The organism is Calderihabitans maritimus, from assembly GCF_002207765.1.
Taxonomy (GTDB): Bacteria; Bacillota; KKC1; order Calderihabitantales; family Calderihabitantaceae; genus Calderihabitans; species Calderihabitans maritimus.
Window position 1 is genome coordinate 52415 of the sequence record NZ_BDGJ01000018.1, and the last position, 20986, is coordinate 73400.

Sequence of the window (20986 nt, forward strand, 5' to 3'; positions counted from 1 at the left end):
TTAAAATTATAGCACAACCTCCACGGTGACAAAAGTTACCTAATTTACGCCATTTTTTTATTAAATACTATATTTATTTTTCGCTAAAACTATTGACTCGGACTAAGCATCCGTTATAATATACCCCTAGGGAGTACCAGAATACACCATCCCTAGGGAGGTGAGGGAAGAGCGCAAGTAATCTAATTTCAGGTAATTTACCTTAATATACTCGAAGGAGGCGAAATAATGGCTAACCTGACACGGCGTGAATTTTTCAAACGCTCACTGGCGTCAACCATTGCAGGGGGAATAATCCTATCCGGTGCCGAAGCTTTCGCCCGGGAGGCGGCAGGTACCGTTGTTCAACCAGTAGGAAGCGTGATCGATCTAAGCCGCTGCGACGGTTGTAAAGATGTAAAAGTCCCCCGTTGCGTCCAGGCCTGTCGTGATAAGAACCAAAACCGCTTCCCGGAACCGGTAAAGGACATATTGGATTACTGGCCGCAAAAAAAGCATGAGGATTGGTCAAAAAAGAGACATTTGACCGACCGCTTAACGCCTTACAACTGGACATTTGTCCAGGAGGTACAAGTGGAACATAACGGGCGTAAGGAAAAAATATATATCCCCCGTCGCTGCATGCACTGCGATAATCCCCCGTGTGCCAAACTATGTCCATTTAGCGCTCAGCAAAAAACTCCTGAAGGCCCGGTTTTAATTAATCCCAACATATGTTTTGGAGGAGCCAAATGCCGAACGGTATGTCCCTGGCATATCCCGCAGAGGCAGGCCGGAGTGGGTCTCTATCTTAAAGTCGCTCCGAAATTTGCCGGGGGAGGGGTTATGTACAAGTGCGACCTTTGCTATGACCGGTTGCTTGCCGGAAAATTGCCTGCCTGTGCGGAGGCATGTCCTAACGAGGCTATCACCTTTGGACCGAAAGAAGAAATGCGTAAGCTGGCCCACCAGCGGGCAAAGGAGTTGGATGGTTTTATTTACGGGGAAAAAGAAAACGGCGGTACTTCCACTTTCTATGTATCGTCGGTGCCTTTCCAAAAGATTCACCAAGCTATAATGCAGACTAAATCCAAAGCAAAAAAACAGCAACCCGGGATCCCGGGAATGCCGGTAGGAGTCGAAAATTATCTAGAGACACCTAATGGAATGGCCTGGGGTTTCGTAGTAGCTCCCCTGGCCGGTGCCTTTGCCGCCGGCTACGCTGCCTACAGGACTATGAAAGGAGGAGAATAAGGTGGCCGAAAAACTCTTGCCGGAAGAGAACAAAGTAGTTCGCCACAGTCTTTCCGTTCGGTTGGTCCACTGGCTGGTGGCTTTATCTACTTTCGCCCTCTTGTTCAGCGGTTTCGGACAGCTTCCCCTTTACAAACGGTACATGGTAGATCAAATTCCGGGGTTGGGCTGGACATCCAACTTTTCCATTACTCTATACATTCATTATGTAGCAGCTATGGTCTTAATCTTTGCCGTAGTGTACCATGTTGTTTACCACACGCTGAAAAGGGAATTTGGTATACTTCCCCGGCGGGGAGACTTCAGGGAATCAATTCAGATTATTAAATGTATGCTGGGTTTTGGAGAAGAGCCGCCTTCCGATAAGTACCTGGCTGAACAGAGACTGGCTTATGCCTATTTTGCCGTAAGCTTTTTGTTAATAATAGTGACCGGAATTATAAAAGTGATTAAGAATCTTCCCTCATCTTCCCTGATGGTTGCCGACAGTTTTATGAAGTTAAATACCGCCCTGCATAACGTGGCGACATTTATGATACTGTTTGGTATAATAACCCACCTGGCAGCGTTTCTTTACCGAGACAACCGTAAACTTATACCGGGAATGTTCAGCGGTAAGGTAGATTTAGATTATGCCCGGCGCCGTCATAGTATATGGTGTAACCGTCTTTTGAAGAATTCCTCAAATAAGACTTTTTCAAGCTAGCCTTGTACTTAACCGTTTGATCCGATAACAACCTTCCACAGGAAATCAAAGAGAAGTCTGAAGCATAACTGGAGGAAGATAAACCAAAGCCTTCTGGAGCTATACGCCACCAGAAGGCTTTTTTATTAACAACACCCCTTGTCACAACCGGGACCACAGGCAGGAGCCTCGCCGGTTATCGCCTTGGAAATTATGAAGTTGACGCTTTGTAGAAGTTGGGTCACTTCTTTTTGCGCCTGGGCATAATTTTGTAAACTTTCATTATTCTCCATCTTCTCTTCAATTTCCTTAACCTTCTCCAACTGTTCCGGCGCCGGGTCTTTTCCTTGAGACTTCGCCTGCATAAGTTCCCGCTGAGTCTGATAAAATTCGGCCAATATTTTCTTGGCAACCGGATCTTGAGCTATCTGCAGTTCCGCTTGACGCAGTCTGGACAATTCTTCCGACTCTTCTAATGCTTTGGCCAATTCGTGAGCTTTTTCCATCACCGACATTCCTATCCCCCCTCTCCTTGGTGCTCAACATTTCCTTCTAGGTTCCAAGTTTTAGCTTCTGTAATCTTGATGGGAACAAATTTCCCGATAATTTCCTCCGGACCTTCGAAAATCACCACTTTATTGGTGCGGGTACGACCGCTTAGCTTATGTGGATTGGTTTTACTCTTACCTTCAACCAATACTTCAACCGTACTCCCCACCAGGCGTTTATTACTTGCCAGGCTAATAGAATTCTGCAGTTCCAGGAGCCGCTGAAATCTTTCTTTCTTAACCTCATCGGGAATCTGGTCCGGCATCTTGGCGGCTACAGTTCCCTTCCGCGGAGAATAAAGGAAGGTAAAGGCAGCGTCAAACTGCACTTTTTTCACTAAATCAAGGGTATCCTGAAAATCTTCCTCCGTTTCCCCTGGAAAACCAACAATAATGTCGGTGGTAATGCTGGCACCCGGAACTTGCCGCCGGATCTTTTCTACCAGCTCCATGTATTGTTCCCTGGTATATCCTCGATTCATTTTCTGCAGGACATCGTTGCTTCCCGCTTGCACCGGCAGATGGAAATGTTCGCAGACGTGATCACTGGCGGCAATGGTGGCTATGAGTTTATCGGTAAAGTCCCTAGGATGAGAAGTCATATAGCGTATACGCCTTAGCCCTTTGACCTCATCAACCATTTGCAGAAGATCGGCAAAGTCAATCTCCTTATCCAGGTCCTTCCCATACGAGTTAACGTTTTGTCCGAGGAGCATTACCTCTACCGTTCCCTGTTCCACTAGGTCCTTGATTTCTTTTAATATATCTTCCGGCAGACGACTTCTCTCTCGGCCTCGAACGTAGGGAACAATACAGTAGGTACAAAAGTTGTTACAGCCGTAAGTTACGGAAACATAAGCTTTGAATTTATCTGCCCTGCGGGCGGGAAGGTGCTCGATAATTTCCCCTTCTCTTTCCCATATTTCCACTTGCACTTCATTAAACTTACGTGCTCGTTCCAGGAGCCGAGGCAATTGGTGAATATTATGGGTGCCAAAAATCAAATCTATATGTGGAAACCGCTGGCGCATTTTTTCCGCAACCTCTTCCTGTTGGGCCATACAACCGCAGATACCGATCACCAAGTTTGGATTTTTCGATTTTAGATGTCGTAAATGACCTATTTCTCCATATACCTTTTGTTCTGCCTTCTCCCGGACACAGCAGGTATTGAGAATTATTACATCGGCTTCATCTTTCTTTCCCGGCGAGTAGCCCATTTCTTCCAACAGACCGGCAATAGTTTCCGTATCCCTTTCGTTCATTTGACAGCCCCAAGTCTCAATAAAGTACTTCATGGTTCTGCGACCTCTTTTCTCCGATCTTGTTAGTTATTAATACTAAAACCTATTATAACACACAAAAATTATCTTTAAAAAAACACTTTGCCCTTTTTACATAAAGAAGATTAATCAGGAAAGACTAGAAAACGGGTGAGATGATCAATGTCAGTCTGGCGAAGGAAACCGATTAACCTGATTTTAGCCGAATCATCTGATGAAGGAAAAGCAGCATTGTCTCGAACTATGAGTATGTATGACCTTATAGCCCTGGGTGTCGGAGCAATTATTGGAACCGGGATTTTTGTGCTCACCGGTGTAGCTGCTGCCAAATACGCAGGCCCGGGAGTGATAGTTTCGTTTATAATTGCAGGTACTGCGGCAGGCCTGGCAGCCCTGGTATATGCAGAACTGGCATCGCTAGTACCCGTGGCCGGCAGCGCCTACACTTACGCTTACGCGTCGCTGGGAGAAATCCTGGCCTGGATCATCGGCTGGAATTTGGTACTTGAATACGTGGTAGCAGCGGGAGCTGTTTCTATTGGGTGGGGCTCTTACTTTGTCGATTTGCTCAAATCCTTCAGGGTGATATTGCCGGATAGCTTCTCTCGTTCACCTCTGGAAGGGGGAGTAATAAATTTACCTCCTATAATGATAACATTCCTGATGACCTGGATAGCAACCAGAGGAACTCGCCATAGCGCCCAGGCTACTAAAAGTATAGTGGCTATTAAGCTCTTGGTAATCCTGGTATTTATCATCTGGGGCGCCACGCGCGTTAATCCATCCAACTGGATTCCTTTTGCTCCTTTCGGTATCGGAGGAATAATGCGGGGAGCTGCTATCGTTTTCTTTGCTTACATCGGATTTGATGCCGTCTCCACCGCCGCTGAAGAAGTAAAAAACCCCGCCCGGGATCTTCCCCGCGGCATCATAGGTTCCCTGGCGATTTCCACTATTCTATATATTTTAGTTGCCGCCGTCTTAACCGGTATGCTGTCTTACACCCGGCTGAACACATCCTCTCCCGTAAGTGCCGCCTTTCTTGCAGCCGGAATTAGAGGGGCATCGGCTTTTCTGGCTGTTGGTGCCCTTGCCGGCCTGACTAGCGTCCTACTAGCCTGCATCTACGCGCAGAGCCGTATCTTCTTTGCCATGGCCCGGGATGGTTTATTGCCACCTGTTTTTGCGGTCATCCATAAAAAATATAAAACACCTTATATTGATACCCTCCTGGTGGGACTGGTAGTCGCATTGTTAGGTGGTTTCCTGCCTATTGGTATGGTAGCGGAACTGGCCAATATCGGCACCTTGTCTGCCTTCTTAGTAGTGTCTATCGGTGTTATAGTACTGCGCAAGACTATGCCTGATCTCCCGCGGCCTTTTAAAGTGCCTTGGATGCCGGTAGTACCCCTGGCTGCTATAGGTTTTGCAGTATTTCTTATTTTCAACCTTCCTCGCTTAACCTGGATACGATTTTTCATCTGGATGGCTTTGGGACTAATTATCTATTTTAGCTATGGATACCGCCGCAGCCGTCTGGCCACAATAGAAGAACAAAGGGCAACGGTTGTGTTGGAAAACTTAGTTCCTTCACCTGCTCGTAAACCCGACCAGGAGGACCGTGAATAGATCTTCCCGATTATTCCCACAAAAATAATCCCGTAACAGAGTCAAAAACCCGATTCGGTGCGGTATCTTCTACTTCCTCCACTATAAATTCAGCAGCAAATACAATAGTGCCTTCCGTTAAATGCCCCCCATACGTCCTGCCTTCTTCATCACTGAAGAGAATATGGGCATGCACAAACGGCTTACCATCTTTTAAAGAGATGTTTCCGATACACGTTGCAATTTCCATCTCTTTGTCCAACTGGCAAATTCTATATTCCTTATTTTTTTGTGAATAAAAACCAAACGCTCCTCGGGATACGGCGCCGATCACCTGAACTTTACCGCACCTGATATCTTCCCGCATGATAAATTCCTCCAGCGATTTTAAGAGATCGCTTCCATGATCCATTCTCCCCAGATAGGTGCGTGTTGTTTTGCCTTCGAAAATCCTCATATTCGGACCCCCCTAGTAAGATTTTATTGCTTAACTCTACTTTTCCAAAAAACACTCAATGAAAAGACCGACTACTTCTGCGGCTCGTTCTATATTGTCCCAGAATTGTCTTTCTGTATGCTCGTCAGCCTCATCTGAAATACCACGAATCAATAGAAAAGGTATTTGATTGGCAAAACAAACCTGGGCGGCCGCAGCGCCTTCCATCTCCACACACATAGCAGAAAACCTTTCGTTTAACTTTTGTCGGTAAGTGCTGCTCACTACTGCCCTGTCTCCGGTGAGGACGGGACCCATGAAAACTCGGGGCATTCTTTTTTCTCCCCTGAAAACCGGTAAGGACTGAAAGCGGGAAATTACATAACCGGCCCTTTCCAGCATCAGTTCATCACAAGGATACCAATATCTCCCTTCGTGTAAAATGTTCTTCTGCCCGAGCGGAACGCCGGCGAAATCCACGTCATGCTGCACTGCCTCGGTACCCACCACTATATCTCCTACCTGAAGAACATTGCTGAGTGAACCGGCGGTACCAAAAAAGATAAGGCGGGAGATTGAAAAACGGTCAACGGTTAGCTGGGTTGTAAGAGCCGCGCTAACTTTACCTACTCCACTGAAGGCTAGAACAATCCGTTTTTTATTCAAAGTACCGAAAAAGAACTTTCTTCCCGCCAATTCGTCTATTGTTTCGACAGCCATTTTTTCCCGGAGAAGCTTTCCTTCTTGAGGAAGAGCACAGATCAAGCCAATGGTCATCTTAAGACTCCTCCTTAAAGTCCCCGCCATTCTTCAGGCCTCAACCATTCCTCGCGGCGGTATGTCAAGGCTTCATCCAAAACCGCCAGGATACTGTCTTTATCCTCAGCCAAGACACCTTTTAACGGCAGGTAATTGGAAGCATGGTTGCTGCGGAAAATACAGTTGCTGATCTGCAGTTCCTGAACCAACAGACGTAACTCCTGCAGTACCTCAAACCGGTTTAACGGCTTAAACTCACCTCGCTTTGTCTTTAAGCCCAAGGGTGTGTTGTCAAGGATCATCAAAGTTAATACGCCTAGATAATCCGGATTGATAGCATTTAGGACCCGGGCTGTCTCCCGGGCATGACTTTCCATGCGTTCCACGCCTCCAAGACCGGAAATTACAGTAACCGATAGAGGTATTTCAGCTTCCTTGATCTTTTGCCCGGCTTTAATCATCTCCTCTGCCGTGGCGCCCTTGCGCACTTCCCGAAGGAGTTCGTCATCACCGGATTCGACACCCAGATAAATCATTTTCAAACCGGCCTCCCTAAGCTGTAGCAACTCCTCTTGGGTCTTTTGCAAAATATCCTGCGGTCCGGCATATATGGCTATTCTTTCTAGGTAAGGAAAGGAGTCCCGAAGCCAATGCATGATCTGCAGTAATTTGGCGGTTTCCATAGCCAGAGCATTTCCGTCGGCCAAAAATACCCGGCGGGTAGCGGGGTACAATTCCCGGGCTTCTATAATATCATCTCGGATTAGACCTAAATCTTTCTCACGATATTTCTTATCTTTATACATGCCGCAAAAAGTGCACCGGTTATGAGAACAGCCGACCGTAACCTGTAAAATCAAACTTCGAGCCTCGCTGGGCGGACGGAAGATATTGCCTTCGTAATGCAATCTTTCACCCCTTTCCTTACTAAAACACCCTCAAGACCATAAAAATGCGGCAGAGAGATCTTCTCTGCCTTCCGTAGTTTAAATCTTAATTAATTCATAACGCCGCGAACCCAGCCCCAATTTTTCCGCATGTGTTAGTTGTAGCGTTCCATCAATCCCATGGATGCACCGGAATTTGTCTTCGTAATCGTTCTTATTTCCCAATCGGCTGTTAGTCAGGGCTATTTGGTCGTTAACTAAATCAAGACAAGCTTGGTCGAGAGCAACCGGGTCGCGGGAAGCAAGTATGCCGACGTCCGGAACGATAGGAGCGTCACTCCAAGAGAAACAGTCACAGTCGGGAGTCACATTCATGACGAAGCTGAAGAAACCGGCTTTGTTTTTCTTATCTTGTAATACGCCCAAGGCGTACTCTGCCATTTTTTCTTGAATAACATCCGGTTCGGTTTTCCAATTAATAGCAATAGCCTGCTGCGGGCAGGTAACGGTACATTCCCCGCAGCCCATACATTTATCGGTTATAATTACCGCTTTCTTCTCTCTAATTTCAATAGCTTCGCCGGGGCACCACGGAATGCACTTGCCGCAGGCTACACACTTCTCCGGGTTTATGGAAGGCAGGATGTCGGAATGCATCATCTGTTTACCACTGCGACTGCCCAAACCCATACCTATGTTTTTTATGGTACCCCCAAAACCGGTTGCTTCGTGTCCTTTGAAATGAGTAACGCCTATTATGGCATCAGCATGATATACGACACTTCCTATCTTCACTTCCTTAAAGTGTTTTCCGGATATGGGAACCTTAATGTAGTCTTTTCCCGTAAGTCCGTCGGCTATTATGAGAGGAGCACCGACGACCGCATAGGCAAAACCGTTTTCAATAGCCGTTTCTAAATGGTCCACCGCATTTGCCCGTGAACCTACGTACAAGGTATTAGCGTCGGTTAGGAACGGCTTTCCTCCCTTCTTTTTTACCTTGTCTACTATCCTACGAACAAAGGTCGGCCTGATATAAGCCGTATTACCCCGTTCTCCAAAGTGAACTTTTAGGGCGACCAGGTCTTTAGGAGCAATTAATTCAGCAAAACCTGCCCTATCAAAAAGCCTCTCTACTTTATCCAAAAGGTTGGATCCCTTTTTGGCGCGCATATCGGCAAAATAAACTTCCGCAGCCATAATTAAACCTCCTCTCTTCCCCTATTTTCTTTAAGCAATGTTTCCTTCCGCAAGTTCTGGCAGTTACAGGAGGAGTTGAGCTCTACCTTTTGCAAGCATTCCAGGATGATTTCAGCTATAGTAGTTGCCTCCTCGTAAAATATTTGCTTCAGTTCTTCATGCTTCCAATCTTCTACTACGCCTTCCGCATAATTTACTACCATGTCTATACGCCCGTAGCAGGCGCCGATTTCCCGCGCCAGGTAAACTTCGGGACACATACTCTGGCCAACAATGTCTCCCTGTATTTGTCTAAAAAAGGATACTTCGGAAGGACTTTCAAAATGACGTCCATCAGTTACTACGTAGATACCGCGATCAAAAACTCTCCCCCGGGCGAATTTTTCAGCAGCCCTGACATATTTTTTCCTTATTTCGGGGCACACCGACTCCCGCATAATGAGCAGGTATTCACTGGTCAGACTCACATCTTTCCGCATGGAAAAATCAATATAATCATGCGGTACAAGCAAATCTCGGGGCTTCAGCAGGTGGTTTAAGGCCCCAACTCCCCCTTCACTAAGAATTTTTTTTACCCCCGCCTGCTGTAACACCCAAAAAACCTGGCGAGATGCATCGGCCCTCGATACTCCCGGACGCCAGCCATGCATTTTACAAGTCAGCACCATCCGGTTATCTCCCTTTAGACGAAAAAGAATAAAAGAAGGGCTCTCTCCGAAAGGCGTGGAGAAAACCAAATCCCTTTCCAGGATCTCGACTTCGGGATGCTGCAAGTCTGCCGGAAAATCCAGCGAAAAAGTGCTGGAGCCACCTATAACGGCAAAATCAGCGACAGGAATGTTTTTGTCCCCCATTTTTTTCCTCCTGCAAGTCTGGAATATTTACGCGTAGGAAGTTTTTTCATATTTATTCTCGAGCTGGCCTAAAAATCCTTCCCCTAAAAATCATTTGGGGCTTAAAAAGATAAATAGACATCACTTTGTACAGTCTCCTCATGGTTATCGGAATTAGTCATTAGAATCTGCTCCTTTAGCGGCAGGTCAGATTCATCTCTCGGTTGATAAACCTCGCCGACTACGCTTTTGGCTTCCTCCCGCGCCTCTTGTACAGTATCCGACGACAACTCTACTTCCGGCTCTCCTTCATAGGTTTCCTGTATAACCGTAACGGGAATTTCAGTATCAGGCGTACTAGAAGAAATATCTGTCTTTAACTGATTTTCTCTCGACGGCTCGAGTTTTTCTCCAGAACCTCCGACCGAACCCAGCACTACCGGTCCTTCCACTACTCCTTGAAGGATCTTCCGGGTTACCTCCCGGGCTTTTCCCTTGTCTACAATCCAGTAGGTAGTTCCCGCCTGAAAGCTTCCCGGTAAAGTATGGCTTATGATCTGTTTGCTATCCCAATCCCTCGCCCAAGAAAGTATAGCCAGCACTTGCCGCCAGCTCAGGTCCGTTTCTACGGTCTTCCAGAGCTGAGGTAGCAATTGAGGTAGCTTTCTTATGGTACCGACCTGCATAACTTCATTTGCGAAAGCCTTAAGCAACTTTTGTTGACGCTGGGTACGGGTTATATCTCCCAGGGTATAGTTACGGTATCTAACGTATTGTAAAGCCTGTTCCCCATTGAGATGCTGTCTTCCCTTCTTGAGATTTATAACCATATCTCCAGTACGGTAGTACATATCCTGTTCTACATCAATGGTAACTCCGCCCAGCATATCAATGGCCTGCATAAATCCTTTGAAATCAGTCAGGACATAATTGTGGATAGGTATCCCAAGCAAATCTGATAATACGTCTCTTAGTAACTCAATACCTCCCAATTGAGGCAAGGCATTTATTTTAACATAACCCTTTCCGGGAACCGATACGCGGGTATCTCGCGGAATGGACAGCAGGGCTATCCGCTCTTGTTCAGGGATTAAACTCACCAATATAATAGTGTCAGTGCGAAGAGAATCTTCTTCCGGGCGAGTGTCTCTGCCCAGAAGAAGAATATTCAAATTGTTGGCCAGCGCTTCTCTTTCGTCCTCCAAACCGGAATTCGGAGACCCCGACTGATTTTCACTACGATCAGGCAAAAACGCTTCCGGCCGGGATAGCCGGTGCCAATACCATGCCCCTCCCAGGAACGTTCCCGCGATGACAGTAACCAAAACCACAAACCAGATTCTTTTCATAGAGAAACACCTCAAACTGAACTGGAACTCAACAAATCGTCTCCATAAATTACTCTAAAGCAATTGATGTCGCATTTCAAAACCAATTATTGCCATAAAATAATGAAGGCTGGCCTGCGCCAGCCGGACCGCCTGCCTTACGGTGATTATTCCTTTACAGAGTTTGGAACTCCGTTGGGATATTTCATTACCCGGCCTTCCCAGGTCCGAATGGTTACGTAATCCGGGCCAGAAGATACTAGATATTCGGGTAACATAGGTGTCTTACCATAGCCGTGAGGAGCGTTGATTAAATAAGTGGGTATTGCCAATCCCGAAGTATAACCACGCAGATGCTCCATTATCTGAATACCTTCTTCCACCCGGGTGATGAAGTGGGTAGTTCCTTTTACTGGCTTGGCGTGGAAAATATAATAGGGTCGAATCCTGACTTTCAACAGCTCATGGTTTAGTTTTTTCATCACGTGCGGATCATTATTGATTCCGCGCAATAAAACCGCCTGATTTCCTATAGGTACTCCGGCTTTAGTTAACCGGTCACAGGCTTTAGCCACCTCAGGGGTAATTTCTTTAGGATGGTTAAAATGGGTATTGACATAAACCGGATGGTGTTTTTCCAAAACAGCACAAAGCTCAGGAGTCACGCGCATAGGCATGGTTACCAGAGTTCTGGTGCCTAAACGCTTTATCTCAACGTGCTCAATTTTATCCAATTCTCCCAACAACCAGTCCAGCTGATCATTGCTGAGCATAAAAGCATCTCCGCCCGTCAACAGGACGTCCCTGATTTCCGGGTTTTGCCGCACGTAATCCAGGGCGGCTTCCAGATCGGCTTTGGGAGTAACCTTGTCTACTTCACCGATGTTGCGCCTTCTCTGGCAATGACGGCAATACATCGCGCACAGATTAGTAACGTTAATTATTAAACGATCGGGGTAACGGCGAGTAATTCCCGGGGCCGGAGAGGTAAATTCCTCTCCCATAGGATCTGCTTCTCCTACCGTATCATTTAACTCCTCAATGCACGGAATAGCCTGCTTCCGAATCGGACAGTTGGGATCCTTGGGATCCATAAGGCTGACGTAGTAAGGTGAAGCAGCCCAGCGATACTTCTTACCTACCCGTTCAATATCTTCAATTTCTTGGTCGGTCAAGTCCAGCACTTTGGCCAGTTGCTCCGTGCTCGTGAACCTGTTGCGCAACTGCCATTTCCAGTTATACCAATCTTCTTCCGTGGCATTGAGTATTTTCAGTATTTTTTGTTTACGCTCTTCATATTGGTCGGCAAGTTTAAAACCGGTTGGAATATGTTTACTTGCCTCCAAATAATCCTGGATTCTTTCTCGTAATTCTTCCGCCCTTTCTTGAGCCAACCTGCGTTTTTCTTCCGCGCTTAATTCTCGTTTTAACTCCATGATCCGCCTCCTTTATAACAAAATCTTCCTCGCATTAAGTATAACAAAAAATATCGCATTTTTCCACCTTAATGCCAGGTATTGCCAGTTGACACAGCTTTTTGTCGTTATGATATTTTTTATTTTGCGTTGAGTATATATGATTTAATCAAAAAATTTTTTGCAAGGTTTTTATTCCTTAAAAAATATCGCTGGCCACCCGCTCCAGTTGTCTCAGATTTCGACACTCCAAGACCTTGTCGCAGTACGGGGCATAGATGTCCATCAAGCCATCCTCTTGATTCCAGGTTTCCTTCGGGCGCGGGTTAAGCCAAATGACCCGCCGCGCCTTACTGGCTATTTCAGCCAAAAATTCAGTTCGGGGAGGACGCCAGTTATTTTTGGCATCTCCCAGAATGATCAAGGTGGTAGTATGGGTAACGGCCGCGAGATAATTCTCGGCAAACTCCTGAAACACTCGACCGAAGTCGGAATATCCGGACTGGGAACAACGCATCCCCCGGGAAATTTGCCCCAAAGCTTCTTCTATCTTCAAGGTAGAGAACAGATGAGTAACTTCTTCCAGAGTATCTACAAACACGAAAGAACGAACCTTCTTAAATTGACTCTGGATCGAATATACCAACTGTAACATAAATTCACTAAATCGCGCTACGGAACCAGATACATCACATAAAATTATTAATTCAGGCTTGCTTACCTCCCGCTTCCCGCGAACTAGTTTAACCGGTATTCCCGCTGTCTTACGTGACTCCTGCAGCACCTGGCGCAAAAGAACCTGCCCGCTGGAACTCAGCTTCCGCCTCCTGCCCCGACGCGTAGCCAGCCTCCGGGCCAGTCGTCTTACCCTCATCCTCAATTCTTCCACCTGGTCTTCCCGTAATTCATAAAAATTTTTTTCTCGCAAGTTGGTGTTAGCCAGTACCTTCACTAACCCTTCTTCTCCGAAAGCCTCCACCAGGCGTTTCTCGATCTCTTGTTCCAGCAATATCTCTAACTGTTTCATGTTTTCCATATAACTCTGCCAGCTTTCCTCACTGATTAGGTTCCTTTCTTTCAACTGCTCTAGACGGTGAAGAACCATAAACCACTGCAGCGTTACTTTGGCCCGTTGTAGCAATTCATCAATCCGTTCCAAGTCATTTCGATGAAGTCTACCCATACTGTTGACAGCCCTCTCAACCAGTGCGCGGTAGTTATCTGCACTTCCAGAGGTTACCGTTTGCAATACGGCTTCCACAGGAACGCCGGATCCACTGGGACCGAGGCCCCGTCCGTCGGCTGTTTCCGCCCTGTTTTCTGATGTAAAATCCTCCGACACCTCTTTTTTCCTTTCCGAAGTCTTAAGCGCCTTACCCTTAAAATACAGTTGAAAAACTTTGTCAAAAATCTTTTGATCCCCTGGCTCCTTAATCAGAGTACAGGCAAGCAAATGATAAAACCTGGCTCCATCTATCCCTATCAGAGATATTCCCCGCAAACAATCAATAACTTCCGAAAGGGCGACTTCGATGCCGGCTTTTCGGAGTAGCCGCGCAAATTTCAGAATGGAGCCTTCCAGCAGACATCCCCCCTCGATATTCCCAGATTCACAGGAGATGGGGAACTTTTTTCTGTACTTGTTCGAGATCCTGCTGGTTTTTTAACAGGACCATCAAACTGTTTTCCACGGCGGCTTGGTTTAAACTCTCAACTTTTAACAGGGAAAGAGTGCGGGCCCAATCCAATGTTTCCGAAATGCTCGGTTTTTTATTTAACGGCAGCTTTCTCACTGTCTGGACAAAACGGACAACTTGGCGGGCCAGTTCCTCTTTTATATCCGTTATCTTCAGGCGTATAATCTGCAATTCATGTTCAAACTTTGGATAATCAATGTAAAGATAAATGCAACGACGTTTCAATGCATCGCTAAACTGCCGGGCATTATTGCTGGTGATAACTACCGTAGGCCGTTTAACCGCCTTTATGGTTCCCAGCTCAGGTATACTCACCTGAAACTCCGACAGAGCTTCCAATAAAAAACTTTCAAATTCCTCGTCACTCTTATCCAGTTCGTCGATCAGTAAGGTAGTTGGCTCGTTGGAGGTAAGTGCTTCTAGAAGGGGCCGTGCGAGGAGAAATTCAGGAGTGTAAATATCCCGGCGCACTTTATCCCAGCTGTTCTCCCTAAAACACGACTGAATGTAAAGAAGCTGCTTGGGGTAGTTCCACTCGTAAAGCGCTTTTGCCTCATCCAATCCTTCGTAACACTGGAGCCGGACGAGACGCGCACCCAGGATCTTGGCCACTACCTTGCCCAATTCTGTTTTGCCGACCCCGGCGGGGCCCTCTACCAGGAGCGGTTTTTCGAGCCTGCAGGCCAAAAAAACAGCCGTAGCAATTTTTTCACTGGCCAGATACTTTTCTTCCGCCAATTTTTTCTGAACTTCGTCTATACTCTGAAACATAACGGCCAACCTCCAAGCTGAACCTTCTTCCCCTTCAACGGCAGGAGGGCATGACTCTTACAGTCATGCCCTCCTCGGGTTAGATACGATAATTAGGAGCTTCTTTAGTGATAGTTACGTCGTGAGGATGACTCTCCCGTAAGCCGGCACTAGTTATGCGGATAAACTTTCCTTTTTCTTGCAGTTCTTTAATATTACGGGCACCAACGTAGCCCATACCTGCCCTGAGTCCGCCGATCAATTGATATATGGTTTCCGAAAGAGGGCCTTTATACGGTACTCTTCCTTCGATGCCTTCAGGAACCAATTTTTGATTATCCTCCTGGAAGTATCGGTCCTTGCTACCTTCTTTCATAGCCCCCAGGGAACCCATACCCCGGTAAACCTTAAAACTTCTACCTTGGTAAATTTCAATTTCTCCCGGGCTCTCTTCCGTCCCGGCAAGAAGACTACCAATCATAACTGTACTCGCACCGGCAGCAATAGCCTTAGTAATATCGCCGGAATATTTAATACCACCGTCGGCAATTATGGGAATGCCGAATTTGGCTGCCTCCCGGGCACAATCATATATGGCAGTCAACTGAGGCACTCCAATTCCGGCGATTATCCGGGTGGTACAGATGGATCCCGGGCCGACGCCTACCTTCACTGCATCCGCACCTGCGCGGATCAGGGCTGCCGTACCCTCGGCAGTGGCTACGTTTCCGGCAATCAGTTCTACCTCCGGGTACCGATTTTTAATCTTTTTGACTGTTTCTATGACGTTTTTGGAATGCCCATGGGCGGTATCTACGACCAAAACATCGACTTTTGCCTTAACAAGGGCCTCGACTCGTTCCATAGTATCCGCTCCGACACCGATAGCAGCTCCTACCCGGAGACGCCCGCCTTCATCTTTTGCTGCATTGGGGTATTTGCGGGCTTTTTCAATATCCTTGATCGTAATTAATCCTTTGAGCATGAAATTTTCGTCGACAATGGGAAGTTTTTCTATTTTGTGTTGCCTTAAAATTTCCTTAGCCTTCTCCAGGGTAGTTCCTACCGGAGCAGTGATAAGGTTGTCTTTAGTCATGACTTCGCCTATTTTTCGGCTGTAGTCGGTTTCAAAGCGCAGGTCCCGGTTGGTTATGATTCCAACCAGCTTGCCTTCAACGGTTATAGGCACACCGGAGATATGATATCTCTCCATTAGCTCCAGAGCATCACTGATACGGTGCTCAGGACTTAAAGAAAATGGATCGCTGATCACCCCGTGTTCGGAACGCTTAACCCGGTCAACTTCCAGAGCCTGCCGCTCAACGGACATATTTTTATGAATAATTCCTATTCCCCCTTCCCGAGCTATGGCAATGGCCATCCGGGATTCGGTTACCGTATCCATCCCTGCGCTTAGAATAGGAATATTTAATTTGATACGGTTAGTAAGATAAGTAGTTACATCCACATCTTTGGGTAGAACTGACGATTCACCAGGAACCAAAAGCACGTCATCAAAAGTAAGTCCTTCCATGCTGAACTTTCCCTCTGACACCGCAGATCTACTCCCTTCCGTCCCTCTAACTATTTCCCAACATTATAGCATACCTCCGCCCCCAGTGACCAGGTAATTTTAAGAAAAACTAAGGCAGGGTTGAACCTGCCTTAATCCTGACCTACAATGGAATGGATGCCAAACCTTTCAAAATGATCTCGCAGATGGTAAATTGTTTTTTCGGATACCCCGAATTCTTCTGCCATTTCTGCATCCGATTTTTGCTCTGCCAAAGCGTCAATAAATTGGTCAAAATTGATACCTACTTCGTTGGCCATCTCTTTTAAACTGGGTTCTGAATTCCAGGGAGCCCGGGATTTAAAATCGTCCGCCACCTTCATCAACCCCCTCTAACTGGAATTACACCTTTAGTGTATCCAGCCCTACGCCTGCTTATTAACTGACTCCGGAATCGTAAAGGTGGTGGGTATCATTTAAAAGAGAGATAACCGTTCGTCCTTCATAAAATTCGATTATGTTAACCGCAGTATTATCCTGGCGGAACTGCCATATTCGATCCATTTCTAAATCCAGTACGGCACAAATAACGGCGCGGATAGTGCCGCCGTGGGATACCACCAAAACGGTTTCATCGGGATGTTTGGCAACTAGCTCGAGCACTGCCTTGTACGCTCTATCTCTAACTTGGCGGAACGTCTCTCCTTGCGGGATTTGTAAGTCGGCGGGATTCTTATACCAACCATCGGCCAGTTCCCGGAATTGCGCTTGAATTTCTGCGAAGGTCAGCCCTTCCCAGACTCCGAAATTCATTTCTCTCAATTCTGGAATCTGTTGTACAATCAGCCCGTGGGGCTCGGCAATGATTTGCGCCGTCTCCAGAGCTCGAGAAAGATCACTGGCATATATAGCATCAATTTTTGTTTCCTTGAACCTGTCTCGCAGCCGTCGGGCTTGTTCCCTGCCTTCTTCGCTTAGTTGCACATCGCTGTGACCCTGGTAGCGTCGTCCTTTGTTCCATGGAGTGTGCCCATGCCGCACCAGGACAAGTTTAGTCAACTCTCTTACCTCCTATCTCCTCCAAAGAGTGAAGAAGCCGGTCGTTTGCCTGCCGATCCTTGACTGCCACCCGAATGTAATGGCTATTCAAACCGACAAAAGAACTGCAATCGCGGACAAGTATACCGCGGGTTCCCAGCCGGTCAACCATTTCGGGAGCGGAAAGACCCATCCCGCTTATGTCCATTAAAATGAAGTTGGCTTCTGCCGGATAAGGCTTACAGCCAGGGATTTTTCCCAAATTATGCATTAAATAATTTCTTTCTTGAGTGATTAGTTCACGGGTTTTTTCGCCGAAAGAAGGTGACTTTAGAGCGGCTATTCCGGCTCGCTGGGCAAAACAGTTGACACTCCATGGATCTTTTAACCACGCCAGAGCTTTCATTATCTTTTCCGGCCCTAAACCGCATCCTAACCTCAAACCGGGAAGGGCAAAAAACTTAGTCAAGGAATACACTAACAGGAGATTCGAGTACCGGCCTATTAGCCGTCGGCAGGAAGCCTCGGTACTGTTTGGTAAGAAATCAATAAAGGATTCGTCGACTACCACTAATACGCCGTTTTGATCGCAGAAACGAATAATTTCTTCCATCAGCGGCCGGGGAATGGTGTTGCCTACCGGGTTATTGGGGTTGCAGAGAAATAATAAGTCGGAGTGTTCCACTGCTTCCTCTATCTGTTCCATTTGCAACTGGAAATTGCGTTCTGCTTGAAGGAATATGTAGTTGACGGAACTACCTTCCAGCCTGGCAGCCTTTTCATACTCAACAAAAGTAGGGGCTGGAACACTTACTCTTTCCGGCCTTTTCCACCTCACTATTAAGTATATGATTTCTACGGCGCCATTTCCTACTAGAATCTGCTCCGGGGGTAAATCTAAATATTCACTCAAAACCTTACGCAAGGCTCTGCAGTCAGGATCTGGATAGTGGGAAATTTCCGCCAGGTTCTGCTTGATTTCATCTAATACAGCCGGTGGCGGACCAAATGGATTTATGTTGGAACTAAAATCAATGAACTCTTCCACCGGAATACCATATTTTTCGGAAGCTGACTGCAAGTTCCCCCCGTGCGCAAACCTTTGGCAACTCACCTTTCTAAAAACTGATTTCATATTATCCCACCCTTCACAGCCTCCAACGATAACAGGAACAACAGTACCACTACTTCTAACATTTCGATGGTTGCCCCATAGGTATCACCGGTGTGACCTCCTAATAACTTTACTACCTTTCGACTCCAGATATATACCAATACACCAGTAATTAACCAAGTGATTAACCCGACCCAACCGGTAAGATAATAAGCCAACCCTAAGGCAATAGAGGAACCGATTAGAACTTCCCTCTTGGTGGCATGCTGATAAAAAGACATTCCCAACCCTGCTTCACGGGCATAAGGGAAAAAGCCAATGGCTAACACGGCTCCCCAACGAGAAAGCATTCCCATTTCGACTAAAAAGGGGATGCCCTGGTTCCGGCCCAAGGATTGAAAAAGAGCGAATTTTAAAAAGACTATTACTAACGCTGCCGTAACTCCGTGAGCACCAACCCGGCTGTCTTTCATAATCTCCAATCGTCTTTCAGGGGAATGTCCACCCAAGAGGCCGTCAAAAGTATCCATAACTCCATCTAAGTGAAGGCCACCCGTGAGAGCTAGTCCTATGGCCAGAAGAATTGCGGCTACCACCTCTTTGGGTAGGAAAATGCCTGTCCAAAGATGGCCGACGCCCAGAACGAAGCCGATCATGGCTCCCACTACGGGAAAGTACACTAAGCTCCGAGCCATGTCATTAACTTTCGGTTCTATTTCTCGTAAGGTTATACGGGTTAAAAACTGCAAAGCTATTAAAAACCTTATCACTACACCCATCCCTTATTCACCAAGCTCTTTCTCCTTTCCCGAAAAGATTTACAATGAGACAAAAACCGGCCTGCCGCTTGGGGATATCCTGCCCAGTGTACATGTAAGTAAGAAACGAGAATATTTTTTTCCGCGTAACCTTCCTGATAATGGTCCCTCCTTCTACCCCGAAGTTCGTAAGCCCAAGGGAAGTTATCTTTTAATGGACGAAAACGGGAATAATGAAACTCGTGGCCTCGTATCTTTTCCCCTTTTTTTGTGAGAAGGCTGTCCCTCAGACTGACGCCTTCCCGGTATCCCAGGCCAACCAGACGTTTCTCCATAGCCACCTCGCCGGGAACAAGACCCGCCATAGGCCAACTCTTACCTTCAAAATCGATAACCTTACGGCTTAGGTACATTAGCCCACCACACTCAGCATAAATCGGCATTCCCAAACGGTAGACCTTTTGCAACTCATCCTTTAACGATGTGTTTGCTGCCAGTTCGTCTATAAACATTTCCGGAAAACCTCCGCCTACCAAGAGACCGTCTACTTCTGCCGGTAATTCTTTATCACTCAAGGGACTGAAAGGTATTAATTCTGCACCCATGTTTTCCAATAACTCAAGGGAATCTTGATAGTAAAAATTAAAAGCTTTATCTTTAGCTATAGCTATCCTTAGCTCCCCTTTTTCCTCTTGAGAAGCAAATAGAGCGGGTAACGGCAAACTAACAGGCGGTGCCTGACGGGCAATGGCTAGGAGTTTCTCAAAATCAATACTTTTCTCTACCAGTCGGCAAATAGCGTCGATTTTCTTTCCTAATTCCTGCTGCTCTCCCGCAGGGACTAATCCCAAATGCCGTTCCGGCATGCTTAAAAGGTCATTACGGTAGAGACAACCAATGACCGGCACGCCGGTTTCTTTCTCTACCGCCGCCCTTACCGCTTCATAATGGCTTTCACTGCCAACCCGGTTAAGAATCACTCCTGCCAGGTGCACTTTTGAATCAAAGTATTTATACCCCGTTACTACGGCTGCCGCGCTTCGCGCCATCGAACGTACGTCAAGAATTAGGATTACCGGTATGGACAGCAATTTGGCAATATGGGCCGAGCTCCCGGCATCGGTTTCTCCAAAACCGTCGTATAATCCCATAACTCCCTCAACTACCGCCAGGTCTGCCCGGCGAGCAGAACGGAAAAATAATTCCTTGACTGACTGTTCGGGAACTAGCCATGTATCTAAATTGCGGGACGGATTTCCCGTTGCTACCGTGTGAAAGGCCGGGTCAATGTAATCAGGTCCTATTTTATAGGGTTGGACCTTAAAGCCCCGCCTGGTAAGGGCTGCCATTATTCCTATGGCTATAGTGGTCTTACCTACCCCACTGTGGGTTCCAGCGAGAAGAATCCTTGGTACATGCATTTTAAAATCACCTGCTCAATTCTACCAGTTATTCATCCCAAAAGACAAACCTAGTAGAGCAATCCATATCAGGATAGCACTGGTCTGCATTATTTTAACCGTTTGCATTATATGTCTGGGTTCCAACTTTTCCTTCCCGTTTCCCATATAAGCACGAAAAGACGGTTTTCCCTGATAGTAATTAAGACCTCCTAGCCGAATACCCAAAGCCCCGGCAACTGCCGCCTCGGGAATACCGCTGTTCGGACTAGGATGTTTGGAAGCATCTCTCCTCCAGATTTGCCAGCTGCCGCTCCCATCAAACCCATGAAGTATACTCGCCAGGATCACTCCCAAGCCGGTCATCCGCGCCGGTATATAATTGGCCAGGTCGTCCAATTTCGCTGCCACAAATCCGAAGTGCAGATATTTTTCGTTCTTGTACCCGAGCATGGAATCCAGAGTATTTACGGCCCGATAAGCAACGGCCAGGGAAGTCCC

At 46.7% G+C, this 20986-nt stretch carries 21 protein-coding genes; 3 read left to right on the top strand and 18 right to left on the bottom strand.

What is annotated here, in order from left to right; translation table 11 throughout:
* Window positions 1-228: 228 nt before the first annotated feature.
* Window positions 229-1233 carry a 4Fe-4S dicluster domain-containing protein gene (locus KKC1_RS02955; RefSeq protein ID WP_192868046.1) on the top strand — a complete coding sequence of 335 codons (1005 nt, stop codon included), beginning with the start codon at window positions 229-231 and terminating at the stop codon, window positions 1231-1233.
* A gap of 1 nt (window position 1234) precedes the next feature.
* Window positions 1235-1939 (top strand): formate dehydrogenase subunit gamma, encoded by a 705-nt coding sequence (locus tag KKC1_RS02960; RefSeq protein WP_088553019.1) that lies wholly within the window; start codon window positions 1235-1237, stop codon window positions 1937-1939.
* A 125-nt stretch (window positions 1940-2064) separates the two neighbouring features.
* On the opposite strand, the gene KKC1_RS02965 is transcribed toward KKC1_RS02960, so the two are convergent.
* Complete coding sequence (locus KKC1_RS02965) at window positions 2065-2433, bottom strand: YlbF/YmcA family competence regulator (RefSeq protein WP_088553020.1); 369 nt, start codon at window positions 2431-2433, stop codon at window positions 2065-2067.
* 2 nt (window positions 2434-2435) lie between these two features.
* Window positions 2436-3764, bottom strand: coding sequence for a tRNA (N6-isopentenyl adenosine(37)-C2)-methylthiotransferase MiaB (miaB, locus tag KKC1_RS02970; protein ID WP_088553021.1), 1329 nt, complete (start codon window positions 3762-3764; stop codon window positions 2436-2438).
* Between the two features lie 147 nt (window positions 3765-3911).
* On the opposite strand from miaB, the gene KKC1_RS02975 reads away from it, so the two are divergent.
* The gene (locus KKC1_RS02975; protein WP_088553022.1) at window positions 3912-5378 is read left to right on the top strand and encodes an amino acid permease; all 1467 of its coding nucleotides are present in this window, start codon (window positions 3912-3914) and stop codon (window positions 5376-5378) included.
* Between the two features lie 10 nt (window positions 5379-5388).
* On the opposite strand, the gene KKC1_RS02980 is transcribed toward KKC1_RS02975, so the two are convergent.
* The 16 genes from KKC1_RS02980 to KKC1_RS03055 form a co-directional block, all read right to left on the bottom strand.
* On the bottom strand, window positions 5389-5814 hold the full coding sequence (locus KKC1_RS02980) for a PPC domain-containing DNA-binding protein (protein ID WP_088553023.1): 426 nt from the start codon (window positions 5812-5814) through the stop codon (window positions 5389-5391).
* 36 nt (window positions 5815-5850) lie between these two features.
* A complete protein-coding gene (locus tag KKC1_RS02985) occupies window positions 5851-6570 on the bottom strand; it encodes a 5'-methylthioadenosine/adenosylhomocysteine nucleosidase (RefSeq protein WP_192868047.1) in 720 nt (239 codons plus the stop codon).
* A 14-nt stretch (window positions 6571-6584) separates the two neighbouring features.
* Window positions 6585-7460 carry a radical SAM protein gene (locus tag KKC1_RS02990; RefSeq protein WP_088553025.1) on the bottom strand — a complete coding sequence of 292 codons (876 nt, stop codon included), beginning with the start codon at window positions 7458-7460 and terminating at the stop codon, window positions 6585-6587.
* 78 nt (window positions 7461-7538) lie between these two features.
* Window positions 7539-8639 carry a DUF362 domain-containing protein gene (locus tag KKC1_RS02995; RefSeq protein WP_088553026.1) on the bottom strand — a complete coding sequence of 367 codons (1101 nt, stop codon included), beginning with the start codon at window positions 8637-8639 and terminating at the stop codon, window positions 7539-7541.
* A 2-nt stretch (window positions 8640-8641) separates the two neighbouring features.
* Window positions 8642-9493 (bottom strand): MTAP family purine nucleoside phosphorylase, encoded by an 852-nt coding sequence (locus tag KKC1_RS03000; protein ID WP_088553027.1) that lies wholly within the window; start codon window positions 9491-9493, stop codon window positions 8642-8644.
* Window positions 9494-9594: 101 nt separating this feature from the next.
* On the bottom strand, window positions 9595-10821 hold the full coding sequence (locus KKC1_RS03005; RefSeq protein ID WP_088553028.1) for an LCP family protein: 1227 nt from the start codon (window positions 10819-10821) through the stop codon (window positions 9595-9597).
* Between the two features lie 146 nt (window positions 10822-10967).
* Window positions 10968-12236, bottom strand: coding sequence for a glutamate 2,3-aminomutase (eam, locus tag KKC1_RS03010; RefSeq protein ID WP_088553029.1), 1269 nt, complete (start codon window positions 12234-12236; stop codon window positions 10968-10970).
* Window positions 12237-12414: 178 nt separating this feature from the next.
* Window positions 12415-13866 (bottom strand): VWA domain-containing protein, encoded by a 1452-nt coding sequence (locus KKC1_RS03015; RefSeq protein ID WP_487249569.1) that lies wholly within the window; start codon window positions 13864-13866, stop codon window positions 12415-12417.
* Window positions 13826-14683 (bottom strand): AAA family ATPase, encoded by an 858-nt coding sequence (locus tag KKC1_RS03020; protein WP_088553031.1) that lies wholly within the window; start codon window positions 14681-14683, stop codon window positions 13826-13828. Before KKC1_RS03020 ends, KKC1_RS03015 begins: the two co-directional genes overlap by 41 nt.
* A 79-nt stretch (window positions 14684-14762) precedes the next feature.
* Window positions 14763-16196 carry an IMP dehydrogenase gene (gene guaB, locus KKC1_RS03025; protein WP_088553065.1) on the bottom strand — a complete coding sequence of 478 codons (1434 nt, stop codon included), beginning with the start codon at window positions 16194-16196 and terminating at the stop codon, window positions 14763-14765.
* 131 nt (window positions 16197-16327) lie between these two features.
* The gene (locus KKC1_RS03030) at window positions 16328-16558 is read right to left on the bottom strand and encodes a helix-turn-helix domain-containing protein (RefSeq protein WP_428844924.1); all 231 of its coding nucleotides are present in this window, start codon (window positions 16556-16558) and stop codon (window positions 16328-16330) included.
* 55 nt (window positions 16559-16613) lie between these two features.
* Complete coding sequence (cobC, locus tag KKC1_RS03035; protein WP_088553032.1) at window positions 16614-17234, bottom strand: alpha-ribazole phosphatase; 621 nt, start codon at window positions 17232-17234, stop codon at window positions 16614-16616.
* The gene (cobD, locus tag KKC1_RS03040) at window positions 17227-18294 is read right to left on the bottom strand and encodes a threonine-phosphate decarboxylase CobD (protein WP_238134173.1); all 1068 of its coding nucleotides are present in this window, start codon (window positions 18292-18294) and stop codon (window positions 17227-17229) included. The genes cobC and cobD overlap by 8 nt, the downstream gene beginning before the upstream one ends.
* A gap of 50 nt (window positions 18295-18344) precedes the next feature.
* Window positions 18345-19097 (bottom strand): adenosylcobinamide-GDP ribazoletransferase, encoded by a 753-nt coding sequence (cobS, locus tag KKC1_RS03045; RefSeq protein ID WP_192868048.1) that lies wholly within the window; start codon window positions 19095-19097, stop codon window positions 18345-18347.
* Complete coding sequence (locus KKC1_RS03050; RefSeq protein ID WP_088553035.1) at window positions 19097-20506, bottom strand: cobyrinic acid a,c-diamide synthase CobB; 1410 nt, start codon at window positions 20504-20506, stop codon at window positions 19097-19099. The genes cobS and KKC1_RS03050 overlap by 1 nt, the downstream gene beginning before the upstream one ends.
* A gap of 21 nt (window positions 20507-20527) precedes the next feature.
* A partial coding sequence (locus tag KKC1_RS03055) for a cobalamin biosynthesis protein CobD/CbiB (RefSeq protein WP_192868049.1) occupies window positions 20528-20986 on the bottom strand: 459 nt, incomplete at its 5' end.

Bases quoted from the DNA above. Each gene is read 5' to 3' on its own strand.
- KKC1_RS03030 (WP_428844924.1), bottom strand. From the start codon at position 16,558: ATGAAGGTGGCGGACGATTTTAAATCCCGGGCTCCCTGGAATTCAGAA.
- miaB (WP_088553021.1), bottom strand. From the start codon at position 3,764: ATGAAGTACTTTATTGAGACTTGGGGCTGTCAAATGAACGAAAGGGAT.
- KKC1_RS03050 (WP_088553035.1), bottom strand. From the start codon at position 20,506: ATGCATGTACCAAGGATTCTTCTCGCTGGAACCCACAGTGGGGTAGGT.
- guaB (WP_088553065.1), bottom strand. From the start codon at position 16,196: ATGGAAGGACTTACTTTTGATGACGTGCTTTTGGTTCCTGGTGAATCG.
- KKC1_RS02975 (WP_088553022.1), top strand. From the start codon at position 3,912: ATGTCAGTCTGGCGAAGGAAACCGATTAACCTGATTTTAGCCGAATCA.
- KKC1_RS02955 (WP_192868046.1), top strand. From the start codon at position 229: ATGGCTAACCTGACACGGCGTGAATTTTTCAAACGCTCACTGGCGTCA.
- KKC1_RS02965 (WP_088553020.1), bottom strand. From the start codon at position 2,433: ATGTCGGTGATGGAAAAAGCTCACGAATTGGCCAAAGCATTAGAAGAG.
- KKC1_RS02995 (WP_088553026.1), bottom strand. From the start codon at position 8,639: ATGGCTGCGGAAGTTTATTTTGCCGATATGCGCGCCAAAAAGGGATCC.
- KKC1_RS02980 (WP_088553023.1), bottom strand. From the start codon at position 5,814: ATGAGGATTTTCGAAGGCAAAACAACACGCACCTATCTGGGGAGAATG.
- eam (WP_088553029.1), bottom strand. From the start codon at position 12,236: ATGGAGTTAAAACGAGAATTAAGCGCGGAAGAAAAACGCAGGTTGGCT.
- KKC1_RS02985 (WP_192868047.1), bottom strand. From the start codon at position 6,570: ATGACCATTGGCTTGATCTGTGCTCTTCCTCAAGAAGGAAAGCTTCTC.
- KKC1_RS03020 (WP_088553031.1), bottom strand. From the start codon at position 14,683: ATGTTTCAGAGTATAGACGAAGTTCAGAAAAAATTGGCGGAAGAAAAG.
- KKC1_RS03000 (WP_088553027.1), bottom strand. From the start codon at position 9,493: ATGGGGGACAAAAACATTCCTGTCGCTGATTTTGCCGTTATAGGTGGC.
- KKC1_RS03005 (WP_088553028.1), bottom strand. From the start codon at position 10,821: ATGAAAAGAATCTGGTTTGTGGTTTTGGTTACTGTCATCGCGGGAACG.